We start from the raw sequence: 17,934 nt of genomic DNA on the forward strand, positions 1-17,934 counted from the left end.
ATAATTCATGAAAGGTGGTATGAGCGGGTTGGGGAGTGGGGGTACTTGAAAAGAAATTAGGGTCCCGCTCATTACGCAATGAGTACTACTTAGTAATTGTATATACACTTTGCGGCAGAAAAGTTTCTTTTAATGTATTTTCTTATCAAGACTACACCTTTTGAGAATATGTTATGGCAAAAAAGAGCTTGATAATTTATTTCTTCTCAATGTGTTGAAATTGCCTCTACCGGATCCAGCCCGGCTGCGCGCTGAGCAGGGTAAACACCTGCAATGAGATTAAGTGCAAATACGACGACAACAGTTATAAGTATATCTGATATGTTGATGATCACTGGTATCTTCTCTATGCCATAAAACTCAGCAGGAACCGGATAACTCCCTATCATCAGGGCAATGGCAGCTCCGAGTATGGATCCGATGACCGCACCGATCAATCCCAGGATGCCGCTCTCCAGAATGAATATCCTGCGTATGACGGAAGCAGGTGCTCCCATGGCCATCAGGACACCTATTTCTTTTACCTTCTCCATTACCACCATGTTCAGTGTGCTGACCACCCCGAACGATGCTATCAGGAGTATGAGTGCGAGTATTATGTTATTGGACGTTGTTTCAATGGTGATGGTCTGGAGGATCTCAGGATTTGTCCCTGTCCAGCCCGATGCTTCGTAACCGAGAGCTTCGATCTCTTTTGCGATATTTTTGTCTTCGTTATAGTCTGCCAGACGGATGTTGATCACATTTATGGCATCACCAGTATCATAGAATTCCTGTGCTGTTTTTAGGGATGTGTATGTAAGGATATCATCTGCAGGTGTTCCTGTATCAAAGATCGCTACTATTTCATAAGAGGCCGGGTTTGCTGTGGGGAAGTTTACGGATAGCTTATCGCCAATCTTCACATCAATATCCTCTGCAAGGCTGTCACCGATCACAATTGTATTCTTGGAGTGGATAAGCTTGTAGAGATCTCCTTCTACTATATCCTCTGAGATGTGGGATACAGAATCTTCCTTCTCGGGTTCTATCCCTCGCATAAAGACGTTGAGTGTCTGCTCCTTGTATCGAAGTGTAGCTTCCCCATCCAGTGCAGGCGAGGCTCCCACCACCCCCTCAATACTTTCTATACGTGGAATGATGCTATTGTAGAAATGGATATATTCCTGTTCCTCACCAGGAGTTACGACCACATGAGGCAGGTTCTCGACGGTCACATCATAGATCTCTTCTGTAAATCCTGCCATAAAAGCGTTCGAGATCACGAGTATCGTGACCGCAATCCCAATGGCACTTATGGATATGAGCGATTGACGACGCCTGCTTTTGAGATGTCTCAGGGCAATGAACAGCTCGTATGGCATTTGAATTACCCTTTATCATGCATCTCTTCTGCGGAGCACAAATGCCACAGTAGCAAGAACAAATGCTGCCTGTGTGATCAGGAATGATGGTATGCTGTTGTCCTCTTCCGCTTCTTCAGGAACATCATTTGATATGGTCACACTTTCTTCCACATCGATAATGGTTTCCTGGATGTCGAGGCCGTCTCCATCATTGCCTATGATCTCGATCACAAGTTTGTATTTGCCTTCCTGGAGCCTGTTCTCCCAGATGGCTTCTACTGTTTCGTCATCATCTGTGAGCAGTATGGGTGATCTCATGATCGCGGATTCGACGACATTCTCCCCATTCTCATCATAAACTGTGAATTGTACATAACCGTCGAAAGGTACCTGGGAATTTCCTGCAATGGTAGCACTTGCACCGATCTCATCTTTGTACACATCGGTGATCTTTGCATCATCCCGTGAAATGAATGCGTCTGTTACCACAATAGCAGTTTTTTCATTGGATGGCCTGACCTTTACAAGTCCGGTGTATTCCTTATTGTTCAAAAGAAGGGTGTTCCATCTCTTATGAACTGTAAGGGGGGTTGTATGCACGGATACTTTCTCGTCCTTTGCAATGTAGATGACATCAAAACCGTCCACAAGCATGTATTCTATATCTACAAGGGTTGCATCAACAGGTCTTATGACTGCGGTCACACCTTCGGAATTGGCGATAGTACCTTCTATTACGACCTCCGGAATTACCTGCCTGCCGTGAACGAACTCATATTCGGTGGAACTGAGCTCCTTTTCATCGTTAAGGACCTGTACACGTACTTCATAGGCACCATCCTCGGCGGTCTTTGTTTCCCACTGGATAATTTTTATGACCCTGGAATTCACGCTGATACTGTCAACAGGGATGGTGGCACTGTCGATGATCCTGTCTTCACGTACAAGCTGCACTTCAAGGATGAGGTCTTCTAATGTTGAAGAAGATGAAAGTGCGATATCACAGGAATCAATGCTGCTGTATATCTCTTCGATCTCGATCATTGTATCAGCATCATTCCCGGTGTTCGCTGATGCAAGGGCTGTTGTTGCGAACAGTATTATCAGAACAAAGATAACCAGTTTATTTATTCCGTTCTTCATGTTGTTTCCCCTTCTTACTTAATAAAAAAGTATCTTCTAATCATATTTAAAAACCATCCACACAATGTACTATATAACAAATTAAAAACATGGGGACTGTTCTTGTGGGTACAACAGAAGAAATCTTTGATGAGATCATCACTAAACTGGAAGAACTGAGCGATCCTGAGGCTATAGAAGGCATGGCAACTTTCTGGATCACTCCTGAAAAGTGCTATGGTGTATCAATTCCGGAGCTGAGACACCTTGCAAAAGATACCGGTAAGGATCATAAACTGGCTCTCATGCTGTGGGATACGGGCTACAGGGAGACGATGATACTTGCTTCCATGGTGGATGATCCAAAGCAGGTCACAGAGAAGCAGATGGAGGCGTGGGTCAGGGACTTTGATTACTGGGAAATATGTGATCAGTGCTGTATGAACCTCTTCCAGAAAACCCCTCACTCTTACAGGAAAGCTATCGAGTGGAGTTCCCGCAAAGAGGAGTTTGTAAAACGCTCGGGTTTTGTCCTTATGGCAAGGATGGCTGTGGCGGACAAGAAGGCGGATGATTCAGTTTTCGAGGACTTCTTCCCGTTGATCGAAAGGGAATCCAAAGATGCCCGCAATTTTGTGAAAAAAGCCGTCAACTGGGCTTTGAGGCAGATCGGCAAACGCAATATCGAGTTGAACAAAAAAGCCATTGAAGTTTCACAAAGACTTACCGGCTCGAATCTGGCCAGTGCCAGATGGATAGGCACTGATGCACTAAAAGAGCTTACAAGTGAAGCTGTCCAGAAGCGTCTGCACAAATGAGTGTTTGTGCTTCCTGTGTTGTATAATCGTTATTGGATGACTTCAAATCAATTCGTAGCTTAAGTAATGGCTATATAGCTACGGCCCATTCATTTGTATAGATACAGGAGATAAATTATCATGTCAAAATATACAGGTATGGGCATTCTGGTCCTGATAACGATTGTGGCAGTTACCATGGCTGCTTTTTCTATGGGTTGCACGGAAAACGGGGAAATTGATCTTGCCGACGAGGTGGAGATTGTCGAGTCGGGAACAGTGTTCACTGAGGATGCAAATGCAAGTGAGGTTACAATGGAACAAAATGATCTCATTGTGCTGAAGCTTAAAGAGAACCCTACAACAGGCTATTCCTGGAATCTCACAGTTCCTGAAGGTCTGACCCTGGTCGGAGATGATTTTGTAATTGCTCCGGAGGATGAAGATCTGGTGGGAGCAGGTGGCATCCATGAATGGAAGCTCCAGGCAGAAACCGAAGGGACCTATGAGATCTCTGCGATCTACAAGAGACCCTGGGAAAACACTACCGGCGAGGAAGATACCTTCAGCATGACAGTAACTGTACTTGCTGAAGGTGAACCTGATCCCGATGGAGATGATACGATCGCGGATGAAGATGACACTGAGTACATCATTGGTGATGCTGTGGTCGATGACATCGAGATCTTCATAATGGAATCATTCCCACTGCAGGTAAGTGTGAATGCTGTAGGAAACCTTCCTGATGGATGCACTGTCATCGATGAGGACAACATCGAGGTCATAAGGGATGGAAATACCTTTAATGTAGCCCTGAAGACCAAAAGACCGGCAGATGCCATGTGTACCCAGGCACTTGTGCCCTTTGAAGTGAACATCCCTCTGGATGTGTATGGTCTTGAAGCAGGTGTCTATACGGTGGATGTGAACGGTGTGACGGACACTTTCGAGTTTACTGTTGACAATGTGATCGAGTGAGGTTTAAGGAAAACCTCATTTTTTTCAGATAGATCGTTCTTCTTCCTCTTCTTTTTTCTTCAGGGAACATTCGAGTTCTCATCTGATAAAGTCATACATTTCCTGAGCGATGTCTGTATCACAGCAACTTTCTCTTCCAAAAGCTATTTGCAGCATCTGGTCTAAAATTAGTATGTGGGTATCAATGTCTGAAATCGAGATCGGTTGCTGTGGGGCGTGTTGCAAGACCTGTCGCGAATTAAAGAACAAGAACTGCCGCGGATGCAAGCTGGGCTATGAGGATGGGGAAAGGGACATCGATCGGGCGAAGTGCAAGATCAAGCTGTGCTGTTTCAGGGACAGGAAGTATGAGACCTGTGCCGATTGCCCGGAATGGGAATCATGCGATATTGTTCAGGAATGGTACAGTAAAGGCTACCAGCGCGGTAAATGCAGGGAATCGATTGAATTCATCCGAAAGGAAGGGTACGGGGAATTCATTAAAAGAGCTGACAGGTGGAAGAACCATTACGGGAAGCTGGATTGAATTTTCAGAAACTGTTGGGCAAACCCTTTTTCAAGAAAAGCTTTAAGAATCCGGCAAACCCATTATTCATGGGGAGTATGAAACTAACAAATCCTTGTATTAAAGAGGCACTGCTTTACAAGAAACTTGATTCCGGGGTCAGATGCGAGACATGTGAAAGACTCTGCAAGATTGCTCCGGATAAACTTGGTTTCTGCAAAACACGCAAGAATATCGATGGGAAACTCTATACTTTGGAATACGGTGATGTGGGTTCGTTTATCAGTGCAAATCCAATGGAAAAGAAGCCTTTCTACCATTTCTGGCCAGGAAGCTTTGCCCTTACAGTGGGTACCTGGAGTTGCAATTTCCGGTGTCCCTGGTGCCAGAACTATCATATGAGCACACGTCCGCCTGATCCCGAGAGGTGCAATTACCTGAGTCCTGAGGATTTCATCGGACTGGTGAAAGCTTATGACTGTCAGGGCACCAGCATCTCCTTTAACGAGCCAACTTTGCTTCTTGAGTATTCCCTGGATGTTTTTGATCTTGCAAAGGAGGAAGGGTTCTATAACACCTATGTGACAAACGGTTATATGACGCCTAAAGCCCTGAAACTGCTGATAGAACACGGATTGGATGCGATGAATATCGACATCAAGGGTGATGATGAGGCAGTCCGGGAATACTGTGGCGGTGTGGATGTCAACAAAATCTGGAGGAATGCTTCGCAGGCAAAGAAACAGGGGGTATGGGTTGAGATAACAACTCTGATCATCCCCGGTGTTAATGAGGATGAGGAGTGTTTGCGAAGCATTGCCAGCAGGATCAGGAGGGAACTGGGCGAGAGCACACCGTGGCATGTAACCCAGTACTATCCTGCCTACAAAGCCATCGAGATCGGGTTGTTTAGGGGAAGGACGCCTGTGGAATTACTTGAAAGGGCATGGCATATTGGAAAGGAAGAGGGATTGAATTACGTCTATGTGGGCAATGTTCCAGATCACAGGTATGATAATACCTATTGTCCTAATTGCAATGAACCTTTGATTGAACGCTCCATATTCGATGTGGTTTCCTATCGGATTACCGAAGATAAAAAATGTCCCATCTGTGGAGAATCAATTCCAATAATCGGAGAAGGTAAGGAGAGGATAACTTCTGTTTTCTAATCGTTGGTTATTTTGAAGATTTGCACAAAATCTGTTTATGTGGCTGAAAGGGATGATTCAGATCTTTTGAGGAAGAAGATCATTGACATGCCTCACACTGAATGGAAGAAGATGGGATTCTCCAAAGGTAATTTACATTACATGAAACAGAATGCCAGAAGTGATAATCCGTTTGCTCTCAATGCTCATGTGAAGGAGAGGATGGAAATTTGGGGAGACATTAATTGATAATTCACTATCTTATTACTTAAATGTAAAATACTGTCATAGTGTAAGATAGAACAAGTGGGACGATAGATAGCATTTTCATCAGTAGTTGTTGTAAATACAAGATATGCTTTTATACTTATGAGAGTAATGAAAAATGTATGTATGAAATATTTAACTCTCGTGAAAATTGTAAAATTGAAGTGAATTATCGTGATTTGAAACCGAAAATCATTTATTTGCAGACTTTTTCCAACGATGATCAACTTTATTTTGTGAGAAAATATGCAAACATATGTGAAAAATCTGTTTTGATTTTATCAGATAATGATTCATTTAATCGTTTTAAAAGTCTATGCTTGAGTAGTCCTATATGGGGATTTCCTGATTTATCAGTTTATGATGGCAGTATTGAAAACTTTGATTTACTTTATGAAAGAAAACCATTTCAAAAATATATTAACATTGAAACTTTAAGTGATGGTGATTTACATCGTCTTCTATTAAAATTAGAAGGTCATGGTAGGAAAAGAAATGAAATTTGTTTAATCATCGATGATTTTGCTTCAATGTTATATAGACTTAAACGTGATTTAAAAAATGATCGTTCTAAAAATATGGAATATAAAATTCTTGCCAATGGACTTGGTTACAATTTTTCTTTAATTTGTAGTGGAAATCCTATTGATAAGAAACTACTTGAGTGGATAGATAGTTTTACGATCTTAATTGAAAATCGACATGAAAAATCCTATGATGTGACTTATGAAAGCAAGGGTGACAATTATGAAGATGAGCGTGACACTTTTAAAAATACACCATTAGAAAACATAAATTTATCATTAAACAGGTAAATAAAATTCCGATCCATCACTAAAATTACTGAATTATTTATTTTCTTTTTTCTCAAGACCACGAGCATTTTTGTTTGTTTCTCTAAACTGTACATAAGTGCAAGAAGATACCATTGTTGGAGCATTAATGATGACAAAAGAAATTATTAATCTGAAAAACCGAATATCTCTAGGCCCAGAGAACCGAGAGGATATTGGATTTGCTTCCATCTATTATCTCCCATTTAGATTCGAAATTGGTAAAATTATTAAATATAATTGTTCTTTTGGGAAAAATATCATTGATATATGGATATATAATGAGGTATCGTCTGACCTTCCAGATTCCCAGTCATTTCTTGAGGCAATTAAACCATTAGATTCGGGCTTGAATCGATTAACATCAAAATTGCTGATTCATTTTAAGAATCCAACGATAGAGAACGAAGATTTTACTAAAATAGTCGAGTGTGTCAAAACAAATCAGACACAATCAGAGATAGAAGAAACGTATACGTATCTAGTAGCAATTTCGGCATTAGATCGTCTTATGATTGCCTGCAACGGCGCAAGCCCTCACATGTTCAGCGGAAGAATGTATGAGAAAATACCCATTGAAGAATTGTTTAACGAATTTTTACATTCAGAATATATTATCATTTCTCCGAAAGGATCCTCGTTATCCACAAAACAAGCCGAGACTATCTTAAGTTCTGTTCCAACTAGAAGGCAGCGATTGGATAGCTGGACTCGTAGTGTGCAGATGGAAAACGACGAAGTCATACAAGATGTCCAGGAAATCCTCACCAAGTATTTAGATAGGATGTTGTTATATGAATTGTTATTCGAGGCAAATTGTAAAGCAAGAGCACAGGACTGGCGATCTGCCTTTATTCAAATGGCAATGGCTTTTGAAAGTGCTATTTGGTTGATTCTTGATTTCGAATTCAGAAAAAAGATTTTAAAAGTCAAGGATTCGCTCACAGATGATACTGAAAAAAAAATATTGACAGAAAAATATATTGAAACAAGTATTAATAAATTTGGATTGAATCTTGGTGTGACACTGCTTACTACTACATTGCCATTTTTGTTTTTTGACGGTGATGAGATTTTAAAACCAAATGAGATAAAGGATGCTATCAAGGCAATCTCCATACGAAATAAACTAGTTCACTCAAAAAAGACGAAAGGTGGCGATTATCATTGGTCTGTATATGGATCTAAAGATTTAACAGAATCCTATAGGACACTAAATAAATTAACATTAAAACTTGCAGGATTAATTAGAAAGAGAATCGATGAATTGCCTGAGAAAAAAGAGGAAAATTGACTTCAAGGCACCCACTTACACGATTGAAGACAGGATTCTGATGATATCAGAAAGAAGATTCTTGCTATCAGTTATACATAATGGAAAGAAATTGAATTATGAAAAAGGTTCGGTAAAGATGTTGATTGATTACTCAACAAAAATTCTCATCTAAAAGTTTGTTGCTATTCTGCTAGTTGCTTTTTTATTGAAAGTGTCAAAATATTTATAGTATCTAGTGTATACTTTTTACATATTTTAAGATAAAATGTGATTTTTATGGTTGATAATGAAATAATCAAAGTAAATGCTGAAATAGTTCCATCTGAAGATTATGAAATCGACAGAGATGTTGATGGATTTTCCAAAGCACTAGAATTCTATCTCACATCTTTAGGATTGCCTGCCAAGAATGTTCTTGCTGAAATTAAACAAAGGCAAAAAGTCATTGCAAACATGCCTGACGTCATTGAATCATTGCCTAATTCAAATATGGAAGAAGCATATTATATTTCTAAATTTATTGCTTCTTGTGGTGTTGGTTTATTTGATGCAGCTTTGAACTATCTTTGGAATGAAACAATTGTAAATTTAAGGCAAAAAATTATACTTTTTGATCTAAATTACTTCTTTGATGCATTAAATAAAGAAAATTATAATGATGCAGACGATTTAACGAAATTGAAGATTGGGAGTTAATTAGTGGTTGCCAAAAAGTAGGTATCCTTTCTGATATTGGATACAAACATTTAGATTATATAAGAGATATGAGAAATTTTGCAAGTGCTGCTCATCCAAATAACACTAAGTTGACTGGTTTGATGTTGTCAGCTTGGCTAGAAACATGTATCTTGGAAGTGCTTTCAAAAGAACCCTCTACTTCTGCTTTACAAATCAAAAAGCTATTGCCGAGTATTAGAAATGAGATATTGACAGAATCAGATGCTGCCCCAATAAATGCAAATATTGAACATCTTCCACAGGATCTAGCAAATTCATTATTATCAGCATTATTTGGGATGTATACAAAAGAAGATGTTGAAACTAGTGCAAGAAGAAATATTGCATATATTGCAAAAACCGCTTGGCAGAAATCAGACCTAAAAAGCAAAAAAAATATTGGTTTAAGGTATTCACATTTTTCAGCAAATGCACAAGTTGCTCGAAAAAGGTTAGCCAACGATTTTTTAATTTTAGTTGATGGGTTATCATATTTAACGGATGATCAAAGAAGTATAGAATTAAGAGAATGTTTAGAAGCACTCCAAACGGCGCATTTTAGCCGTAACAATTTCTATAATGAAGAACCACATGCGAAAATAATCTTTTTCTACATACGTGATAATCCAAATATACCTGAAAATGTCCGTTCAATATATGTTTCTTCTATTTTAACTTGTAAATTAGGAAATTGGTATGGATACTCTTACGGGGCTGAAACTTATTATGATGAAATGATTGATAGGTTCAATGACAGTGAAATTGTCGAATTATTGTTGCTATTAAAAGACAAAGAGTTTACTATTGCATTTGAAGACCCGGATCGAGCACTTCGATTTAGAAATGTTCTATCGAATTTAGAAGAAAATACTACAAGTGAAGTATTAAAGCAGGCTCTTGAAAAAGTGAAAGAGAGTTCAAACAATGATTTACAAAATGGAAGAGCTTATCTTAACATAAGAACCATGCTAGAATCTGTTTAATTCAGTTATCCAATTGAATTAAACATAATTTTTTTTGTTTATCTTATTTTCAAGTATACTTTGTATCATTGTCTAAATCAATGATATCCAGAAGTAATGTTTTTGAAATGGATTGGCGAAATAAAATAGCTAAGTTTCAACTTGTCTGATTGTGTGATTGTGCGACCTATGTGCAAAACCCCGTTGCCATAATTTCAGTTGTATATATCCCGGAAGATCATGCGAGGGGTAAGATTCGAACCCATGAAAAATTAAATTTTTAGAAAAGTGGCATTTTTACGAGATACCTATAACCCTAAAATAGCACGCCGGGGTTGGGATTTGAACCCAAGCACTCCGTTAGGAGAAACAGGTCTCGAGCCTGCCGCGTATAGACTCCGCGGCTGTAAATTCACCGTTGGATTAGTCCGCTCTGCCACCCCGGCATTGTTGTTTCTGAAGGTGTTTATGGGTTATATAGGTGTCGAAAAAGCGGATCAGAAGTCGAAAAGGGAACTCTGGTTCTTGGGCTTTGCCGGATTTTGCTTTGGCTTGTTTTCTGAGTCCGGAAGTTCTATCCATCCGTACTGGCCTCCGCCTCCGGGGTGGATAATGACCTCGCCGTTTCTAAATGCCATTATGGCATCGACTATTTTCGGGTTTACTATGTCGAGCTGTTCCGGTCTGGCATCCAGCAGTACCGCAACCTCGTTGCCGAACTTTTCCACAAGGGTGTCCCATGCTGTTCTTACGCCTTTGGTCGTGATGCTGGAATGGCCCAATGCCATCATGATGATCTCTGCAAGGGGTGCCAGGTGGAGGTAGTCAGGACGGTGGTCGGGGTGTACCGGGGTTTCCAGGTCTGCTAGCTCGTTCACCCTGTCGGATACGCCTTTCTTGACCTGTCCCCTGCACTGGGGGCATCGCCAGTTATTCTGAATAGCTTCCTCAAGGTTGTAGTGGGTGAAGCACTTGATGCATGCGGATTCGTTGTACTTTCCTTCTTCGGGGAAGAATCCCACGTTCAGGGTGGCTTTGTAACCTTCCTTGCGCAGGATCGCTTTTTCCAGTCCTTCAAAATCGACCGAAGGGACTTCAAATCGGGTAAATTCGCGTGCGAGTTTGTTGGACCAGGGTGAATGTGCATCCGAGTTGGTCAGGAAGGTGAGCCTGTGAAGCTCACTGATGCGGTCTGCATAATCAGTATCAGCGCTGAGTCCCAGTTCCACGAAAGAGATGTAGTCTGTCAGATCTCCGTAGCAGCTTTTGAGCGAGTCATGGTATGCATACAGGGCTGTCCAGGGGGTGAATGCATGGCAGGGTCCGATCAGTGCACCGACGTCCTTTGCTATCTGTGCGATCTCACTGCCGTCGAGTTTGACCGTGGGTCTGCCATCCACTGCCAGGTCGGCATATTTTGACATGGTCTCTGCCAGCTCCTCGGCTTTTGAGATGGATGGCAGGATCAGGAGATGGTGGACGCGGTTCTTATCCTCGATCTCTGTGGTAGGAATAAAATAAGTGTCATTGATGAGAATTGTCTCATCATCCGTAGCTGCCGTTTTAATGTCATCGAGCCATTTCGGGTGGATGCAGTCGCCTGTAGCCACAAGGTCGATGCCTTTCTTCTTTGCCTCTACGGCAATTGTTGGCAGCTCCATCTTATTGGAGCACGCCATGGAATATTTAGAATGGAGGTGGAGATCAGCATTGATCTGCATGTTCCCACCTTAACCAATGTATCTTAGGTCTTCTTCAACGGCCGTATCTCTCAATACGCCCTGTTGCTGCTGTTTTGCTTCAATGAGGTTAGCAACGATCTTCTCCATGTCCTTTGCACGCTCTTCGAGTTCACTTACCTCGACCTCTATGTTCAGGAGCTTGCTTAAGATTGCTAGAAGGGATTGTGCACTTTTCGGGTCAACCAGGTATCCTGAGGTCAATCCCATCAAGCATGCAGCTTTTATGTCCTTGAACTTACTAAGTCCAAGCAAAAGACCTGATGCACCTACGATACCTCCTCCGGGTTCGTTAGGTTTGAATGTAACTCCAAGTTCCTTCAGTTCCTCGATAAGTTCTGTATCGTTGGCAGCACCCATAACCTCGTCGGTGTGCTCCAGCTTGCCTGTAGGGTATCCTCCAAGAGTGTATATCTTTGACACGCCCAGTTCGGCGGCAAGTTCGATATAGATGCCTCCAAGTTCATAATGACCATCTGTAGTTGTGCTCTGATGGTCTCCACCCAGAAGTACAAGGTCCCTTTCGTCAGTCTTGCAAATGTGCACTTCGTTATTGACAAGCTTAACGGTACTTTCCTCGCTCACCATGACCTGTGGTGGAAAATGAGGGGAATATATCTCAAATACTTTTTCTGCTTCAAGCTTTTCGATCAGGTGATCGACAACAAGCTTTCCAACATGCCCGACTCCCGGAAGGCCAACAAGTAGTATGGGGTCGTTTAGCTGGATATCATCCTTAAGGCGGATCACAGTTGTTTCACGCATGTTCCATCTCCCTCCTTTTAGATATTCGGCGGTATTTGCCATAGGGGTCAAGCGGGGAAAATCGTGCCGGAAGTGGATTTCCAGAAGGTTCTCCACACTCCGGACAGCTCTCTTTCAATGTGTAAACATTGCATTGAGCACACTTTCTGATCTTGTTTCCCAATGGAACATCACGCCTTTGCTGTTTCGATATGTCGGTGGAAAATTCCTTTTCCGTCCTTCTTTTCGATATAGTCAATAGCTTTCTCAGAAGCTTTCTTCAAAACAGCTTCCGCGGTCTTGTAGTCAGGTGCGATGACCTTTATCCGGTATCTTGGTGCGCCTGTGTATGTGACGTCTATCCTGACATCATCATCTTTCTTGATCTTGGTAGCTGATTTGAGGGATTTCTTGATAATATCGATCCCATCAGGGCTATTGGAGGTAAGGTCCACGTATCCTGCGATGTCTACGAATGGAAGTTTAATATTTTCTTGAGCGATGTCTGCTATCTTTGCGGCCAGTTTCTTGCTGATAGCCATGCCTTCGAAAGCTTCCTTTCCGTTGATGGCAGCTTCTTCAAAGCCAGTGTAGCAGCTTCCGAACTCTTCCATGAAAAGGGACTTTACTTCTTCCATCTTTTCCGGGCTGGTCTTTGTGTCCTCAGCTACGAACTGGAGCCACTTCTCAGCTTTCTGTTCGTTCTTCCAGTCCTGGATCTTCGCACGCTTCTGGTGTTCGTTGACATCCTTTAAGGACAGGTCGATGTGACGTCGGTTCGGGTCTACGTCCAGCACTTTGCAGACGATCTTCTGACCTTCCCTGACGTAATCACGGACATACTTGACCCATCCGGCCTTGATCTCGGAGATATGGATAAATCCCTCTTTACCCCCGTATTCCTCAAGGGTGGTATAGGCCCCAAAGTCGACTACGTTCTTTACAGTACAAACTACAAAGTCGCCGCTTTCTGGCCAGTTATTATTATCCATTCTACACCACTTTATTCAAGGACTTCCAGGATATGTGTTGTAATTGTTGACTTTCCGCCGGTGGATTCTGCAAGTGTTCTTCCGCATACGAGGCATGTGACCTTGCGGCTTGCACTGCCGAAGATGACCTGCTCGTTGGAGCAGTCGTTGCATTTTACGCGTAAGAATCTGCTTTTTGGTTGTGTCATTGTTATCATTCCTTAAACTCGAATTTCTTTGCTCTGAAGCATGGCCTCTGGTGTGACTTGTTGCACTCGGCGCAGCGGTATTTGAGCTGTACTCTCTTGGTTGGTTTGTCTCCTCCAGGAACCTTTGAGAACTTTCCACTGTTTCCGATGCCTGTTTGCCTCTTCTTCTGTCTTGCAATGCGTGTCATAGCCGATGCTTTGCCTTTCTTCACTCTCTCTGCAATGTGTTCAGTATGTTTTTTGCAGGATGGGCAATATGTTCTGAACCTCTTTGGAATTTTCATTATTTACACCTTTTATCAATTTGAATCTTTTATTTTGTGATAAGATGAGCAGCACCTCGTTTTACCAGAACATTTGCGTTCATTGCGGGCAAAACAACGACATCTTCTGCATGGGTAGTATAATTTCGCTTATCTACGGCATTAAATGTCGGTAGGTCTTTCAATATTCGGACAACAAAGTATTCTTCATTTATATTCCTTTTGGCTATCTCTGTCTTGTCCCTTACCTCATCATTGGTGACAATTGCCGGTGCTGATGCTTCTTGTACTAATCCTGTGGCAGTTGGTTCACCTGTGACTTTTTGTGAGGATATTTCCTGAGCCTTTGCAGGGGCTGCGGATGACGATGGGTCCAGTATCGGTTCGAGCAATCCGTTTCTTGCTACCTGTATTGCCGAAAGCGTTGCTTCATATACCGCCTGTTCTGCAGGAAGAAGTTTGTCAAGGTCCTGTCTTGGTGAGCTGCTTGAGAATGCATTGGAGGTGGCTCTTGAAGTGACCTTTCGTACCCGGCGAATGAATATCGTTTCCACATCATTGATGGCACTCTGGAGTTCATCCTCCAGTATCTTCGATTCGGCAGAGCGTGGATTGTTGATCTTTCTGATCTCTTCTTCAAGCTCATGGATATACTCATCCACAAGACGGTAGAACCCATTTGGCAACGACCTTAAAGCCGAACTGTTCTCTTCCCTGAGTATGCTTTTGAGCTCATTACGATCCATATTCTGCTGCACCTCTGCACATAAGATACACGGCTGCGTATTCAGGTAATTCCTGTGTACCTTCCTCTACATAGAGGTCATTACCTTTCATTTGTACTGCAAAAGGTCTTATCACTTTTAATTTTACCGGCTTGTCTGAGAACACGACAGCATCGGTCAATGGTTCAAAAGCCTCAAGCTCTGAAATGGAGAGTGTTGTAACACGCATTCCCGATTTTCCATGAAGGGACCCGCCCAGGCGTATAAGTCTTTTAATGTCGCCGGTAACAGGTTCATCCACACTTGCTGACATGTCATTCACTGCCTGCAATGCGAGGGTCTGTATAATATCCTTATTGACCTTTGAAAGGGCTTCCATATTTCCTTTGCGTAGCAACTCGACCTGCGTTTCGTCCCTTAATATGTCGATCATCTTTTGTGCGGTCTTTTTGCCGATACCCTTGAAACCGGTGAAGAGCTCTTCTGCATCTTCCTTACTTGCAAGATCCGTTAGATAGGATACAAGGTATCGGTTGATCCTTCCTCCCCAGCCACCCTCGCTCTCCGGTGAAAGCATGTTCATCCTTACGTTCTCACTACCTGCATCACCACTGATCGCTTTCTTGTAGAATATCTTCTCAATATTGAGTCCCCTTCCACTGATATAATCCACGATCTCCCTTCTTTCTGCGCTTTCAAGGGAGCGAACACGCGGGTCACTTATGTGGAAATGGTAACCTCTGCCACCTGAAAAGACCGCCCTGATGTCTTCTTCATTAAAACCGAAATCATTTATCAGTAGGTCATAGAGCTTTAATGTCTCCTTCTTGACATGATCAAGCATTTCTGAATATGAGTTGGGTGCACCGGGGATGTGGTCTGCATCAAGGTCAAAGATAAGGTCTGCTTCCTGCCATTGTTTCTCTTTCATGGTAGGTGCACTGGGATAAGTATAGTATGCAACAGAATGGTATGCATGTGCAGGTGCCATACCTGCAAGATATTCCTCGACCTCTCCGCGTGATCCAAATGACTTATGTCTTCTCATTACGGTTTCCGGCATCTCATCAAAAGAGATGAATCCCCACTCGCGAGCTTCCAGTCTGGACGGGATATGTATCTCCGCTGTCTTGTAATATTCCTGGAACTTCGATTTGAGGAAATACTTTGTCTTAAAGTTCATTGCTTGTTTCCTGCTGATATTGTCTGCTGCTCAAGACTCCAACCAATTGATGTGTTTATCCTATTTCTTTATTACTTCAACCTGTTGTTGTCAGATGCGTCAATATGGATAAACCTTAAGTCAGGTCGAACTCTATAAGCATCTATGAAGCAGGAGATGACGAGTGCAGATGTGGCTGCTCTTGTGTCCGAACTTGGTAACGTCGATGTTGAAGGCTCTCTCATCGATGCAAAGATCGGTAAGGTGTACCAGCCAGTTCCGGGTGAGATCAGGATAAATCTTTTCATATTCGGAAAAGGACGTGACAATCTGGTGATACAGGCCGGCAAGAGGGCACACATGAGCAAGTATTTGCGCCCAAGCCCAAAACTACCCCATGCATTCCCTATGCTGTTGAGGAAGCATATAACGGGTGGCAGAATAACTTCTGTAGATCAGTATGACTTTGACAGGATCATTGAGATCGGTGTGATCCGTGGTGGTATTGAGACAATACTTGTATGTGAACTGTTCTCAAGAGGTAATATCGTTCTTCTTGACAGTGACCGTAAGATCATTCTACCGATGAATCCCGTGACCTTCAGAGGGCGCAGGGTTCGCAGTGGTGAAATATATGAATACCCTGAAGCACAGCTAAGTCCGCTTGATGTTGAAGAGGCCGGAATGGCAGATCTGTTTGCATCTTCCACTTCAGATGTTGTCAGGACGATAGCAACCAGTTACAATCTCGGCGGTGTTCTTGCAGAGGAAGTCTGCCTGAGGGCAGGCGTTGATAAGAAAACAGCAGCAAAGGATGCCACTTCCGATGATGTAAAAGCACTTTGTAAAGCTGTAAAGATCGTGTTTTCCCCAATTGAGGAACATAGTCTGAAGCCCTGTATAGTCAAAAAGAAGGTGAATGGCGAGTTAGAGGCAATTGATGTCGCCCCTATGGAGCTTGAGCAGTATTCTGCCGATGAGAAAGAATATTTCCCATCTTTCAATCAGGCCCTTGATGAATTCTTCGGAAAAAAAGCATCTGAAGAAGTAATTGAGGAAGTAGTTGCTAAAAAGAAGGAAAAGGTTGACGTCTTTGAAAGAAGGCTTCGTAAACAGCAGGAAGCTATCAGGAAGTTCGAGAAGGACTCCGAAAAGTACACTGCCATTGCAGAGAAGGTCTATGAACATTACCAGAGCATTGAACAAGTGCTTGCTGTTCTGGAGAATGCACGCAATAAAGGCTATTCCTGGGCTGAGATCCGTTCTATACTCAAAAAGGCAAAAGATGACCTGCCTGCAGCACGCTTGATCATAAGTATCGATTCAGCGGAAGGATTTGTCGTAGTTGATCTTGACGGTATCAATGCGAGTATCAATATTCGTAAGACAGTTCCGCAAAATGCTCAGATCTATTATGATAGAGCTAAAAAGTTAAGCAAAAAACGTGATGGTGCTTTGCGTGCGATCGAGGATACGAAGGTTGCAATGCAGAAAAGGGAGAAGAAAGTATCCAAAAGAAGAAAGGCTTTCTTCAAGAAGCACTGGTATGACCGGTTCAGGTGGTTCTTCTCGTCCGACGGTTTCCTTGTTGTTGGTGGAAGGGATGCCGATACCAATGAGGAGCTTGTGAAAAAGTACATGGAAAAACGCGACATCGTGTTCCACACGCAGGTACCCGGCGCACCTATTACAATTATCAAGACCGAGGGTAAGGATGTTCCGGAAACGACCCTTGAGGAAGCTGCAAGATTCGTGGTTTCCTATTCCAGCATCTGGAAAGCAGGACAGTTCAGCGGTGACTGTTACTGGATAAAACCTGAGCAGGTCTCCAAGACCCCGGAATCCGGTGAATACCTGAGGAAAGGTTCCTTCGTTATCCGCGGTGAACGTAATTATTACAAGGATGTTCCTGTAGGTGTTGCTGTTGGCCTGGAGCTTGGTGCGGAAACCCGCGTCATAGGAGGTCCGGTGTCGGCTATCGAACGCTCCGGCAAATATGTGGTCGAGCTGCTTCCCGGTAAGTTCAACCAGAACGATATTGCAAAGAAGGTCTATCGCATTTATGTAGATGAATTAAAGGATCCTTCATTTGTCAAACAGGTAGCATCTCCTGATAGTATTGCAAGGATGCTTCCGCCAGGGGAATCGGATATCAAAAAGTGACCTT

At 42.6% G+C, this 17,934-nt stretch carries 20 protein-coding genes and 1 tRNA gene; 10 read left to right on the forward strand and 11 right to left on the reverse strand.

Features of this window, described 5'->3' with window-relative positions; genetic code table 11:
• Positions 1-206 precede the first annotated feature (206 nt).
• Positions 207-1,364 (reverse strand): ABC transporter permease, encoded by a 1,158-nt coding sequence (locus BMX02_RS00865; protein ID WP_091688223.1) that lies wholly within the window; start codon positions 1,362-1,364, stop codon positions 207-209.
• 15 nt (positions 1,365-1,379) lie between these two features.
• A complete protein-coding gene (locus tag BMX02_RS00870) occupies positions 1,380-2,489 on the reverse strand; it encodes a hypothetical protein (protein WP_091688225.1) in 1,110 nt (369 codons plus the stop codon).
• Between the two features lie 89 nt (positions 2,490-2,578).
• On the opposite strand from BMX02_RS00870, the gene BMX02_RS00875 reads away from it, so the two are divergent.
• The 9 genes from BMX02_RS00875 to BMX02_RS00915 all read left to right on the forward strand — a co-directional run bounded on the left by BMX02_RS00875 (position 2,579) and on the right by BMX02_RS00915 (position 9,975).
• Positions 2,579-3,286 carry a DNA alkylation repair protein gene (locus BMX02_RS00875; RefSeq protein ID WP_091688227.1) on the forward strand — a complete coding sequence of 236 codons (708 nt, stop codon included), beginning with the start codon at positions 2,579-2,581 and terminating at the stop codon, positions 3,284-3,286.
• A 120-nt stretch (positions 3,287-3,406) separates the two neighbouring features.
• Entirely contained in the window at positions 3,407-4,243 is an 837-nt protein-coding gene (locus BMX02_RS00880) for a protease inhibitor I42 family protein (RefSeq protein WP_091688229.1), read from the forward strand.
• A 184-nt stretch (positions 4,244-4,427) separates the two neighbouring features.
• The gene (locus tag BMX02_RS00885; protein WP_091688231.1) at positions 4,428-4,769 is read left to right on the forward strand and encodes a hypothetical protein; all 342 of its coding nucleotides are present in this window, start codon (positions 4,428-4,430) and stop codon (positions 4,767-4,769) included.
• A 77-nt stretch (positions 4,770-4,846) separates the two neighbouring features.
• On the forward strand, positions 4,847-5,920 hold the full coding sequence (gene amrS / locus BMX02_RS00890; protein WP_091689047.1) for an AmmeMemoRadiSam system radical SAM enzyme: 1,074 nt from the start codon (positions 4,847-4,849) through the stop codon (positions 5,918-5,920).
• Between the two features lie 39 nt (positions 5,921-5,959).
• Positions 5,960-6,148, forward strand: coding sequence for a hypothetical protein (locus BMX02_RS00895; RefSeq protein ID WP_244625110.1), 189 nt, complete (start codon positions 5,960-5,962; stop codon positions 6,146-6,148).
• Positions 6,149-6,288: 140 nt separating this feature from the next.
• Positions 6,289-6,981, forward strand: a complete 693-nt coding sequence (locus tag BMX02_RS00900) for a hypothetical protein (RefSeq protein WP_091688235.1) — start codon at positions 6,289-6,291, stop codon at positions 6,979-6,981.
• A gap of 97 nt (positions 6,982-7,078) precedes the next feature.
• Positions 7,079-8,293 carry a hypothetical protein gene (locus BMX02_RS00905; RefSeq protein ID WP_135644021.1) on the forward strand — a complete coding sequence of 405 codons (1,215 nt, stop codon included), beginning with the start codon at positions 7,079-7,081 and terminating at the stop codon, positions 8,291-8,293.
• Positions 8,294-8,551: 258 nt separating this feature from the next.
• Entirely contained in the window at positions 8,552-8,971 is a 420-nt protein-coding gene (locus tag BMX02_RS00910) for a hypothetical protein (RefSeq protein WP_091688239.1), read from the forward strand.
• A 68-nt stretch (positions 8,972-9,039) separates the two neighbouring features.
• Complete coding sequence (locus BMX02_RS00915; protein ID WP_091688241.1) at positions 9,040-9,975, forward strand: hypothetical protein; 936 nt, start codon at positions 9,040-9,042, stop codon at positions 9,973-9,975.
• Between the two features lie 306 nt (positions 9,976-10,281).
• Here BMX02_RS00915 and BMX02_RS11730 read toward each other — a convergent pair.
• From BMX02_RS11730 to priS, 9 genes are all read right to left on the reverse strand, one after another.
• Positions 10,282-10,400, reverse strand: a tRNA-Ser gene (locus tag BMX02_RS11730).
• A 51-nt stretch (positions 10,401-10,451) separates the two neighbouring features.
• Positions 10,452-11,675 (reverse strand): TIGR00375 family protein, encoded by a 1,224-nt coding sequence (locus BMX02_RS00920; RefSeq protein ID WP_091688243.1) that lies wholly within the window; start codon positions 11,673-11,675, stop codon positions 10,452-10,454.
• A gap of 9 nt (positions 11,676-11,684) precedes the next feature.
• Positions 11,685-12,458: a proteasome assembly chaperone family protein gene (locus tag BMX02_RS00925; RefSeq protein WP_091688245.1), complete on the reverse strand. Its 774-nt coding sequence runs from the start codon at positions 12,456-12,458 to the stop codon at positions 11,685-11,687.
• Entirely contained in the window at positions 12,451-12,696 is a 246-nt protein-coding gene (locus BMX02_RS00930; RefSeq protein ID WP_342210524.1) for an RNA-protein complex protein Nop10, read from the reverse strand. The genes BMX02_RS00925 and BMX02_RS00930 overlap by 8 nt, the downstream gene beginning before the upstream one ends.
• Positions 12,629-13,429, reverse strand: a complete 801-nt coding sequence (locus BMX02_RS00935) for a translation initiation factor IF-2 subunit alpha (protein WP_091688249.1) — start codon at positions 13,427-13,429, stop codon at positions 12,629-12,631. The genes BMX02_RS00930 and BMX02_RS00935 overlap by 68 nt, the downstream gene beginning before the upstream one ends.
• A gap of 11 nt (positions 13,430-13,440) precedes the next feature.
• Positions 13,441-13,626: a 30S ribosomal protein S27e gene (locus BMX02_RS00940; RefSeq protein ID WP_048195503.1), complete on the reverse strand. Its 186-nt coding sequence runs from the start codon at positions 13,624-13,626 to the stop codon at positions 13,441-13,443.
• Positions 13,623-13,901, reverse strand: a complete 279-nt coding sequence (locus BMX02_RS00945) for a 50S ribosomal protein L44e (protein WP_091688251.1) — start codon at positions 13,899-13,901, stop codon at positions 13,623-13,625. The genes BMX02_RS00940 and BMX02_RS00945 overlap by 4 nt, the downstream gene beginning before the upstream one ends.
• Before the next feature lie 29 nt (positions 13,902-13,930).
• Entirely contained in the window at positions 13,931-14,626 is a 696-nt protein-coding gene (locus BMX02_RS00950; RefSeq protein WP_091688253.1) for a hypothetical protein, read from the reverse strand.
• Positions 14,616-15,788, reverse strand: coding sequence for a DNA primase catalytic subunit PriS (priS, locus tag BMX02_RS00955; RefSeq protein ID WP_091688255.1), 1,173 nt, complete (start codon positions 15,786-15,788; stop codon positions 14,616-14,618). Before priS ends, BMX02_RS00950 begins: the two co-directional genes overlap by 11 nt.
• A gap of 144 nt (positions 15,789-15,932) precedes the next feature.
• Between priS and rqcH the strand changes: the two genes are divergently transcribed.
• Positions 15,933-17,930, forward strand: a complete 1,998-nt coding sequence (gene rqcH / locus BMX02_RS00960) for a ribosome rescue protein RqcH (protein WP_091688257.1) — start codon at positions 15,933-15,935, stop codon at positions 17,928-17,930.
• The last annotated feature ends 4 nt before the right edge of the window (positions 17,931-17,934 follow it).

Source organism: Methanococcoides vulcani (genome assembly GCF_900111645.1).
GTDB lineage: Archaea > Halobacteriota > Methanosarcinia > Methanosarcinales > Methanosarcinaceae > Methanococcoides > Methanococcoides vulcani.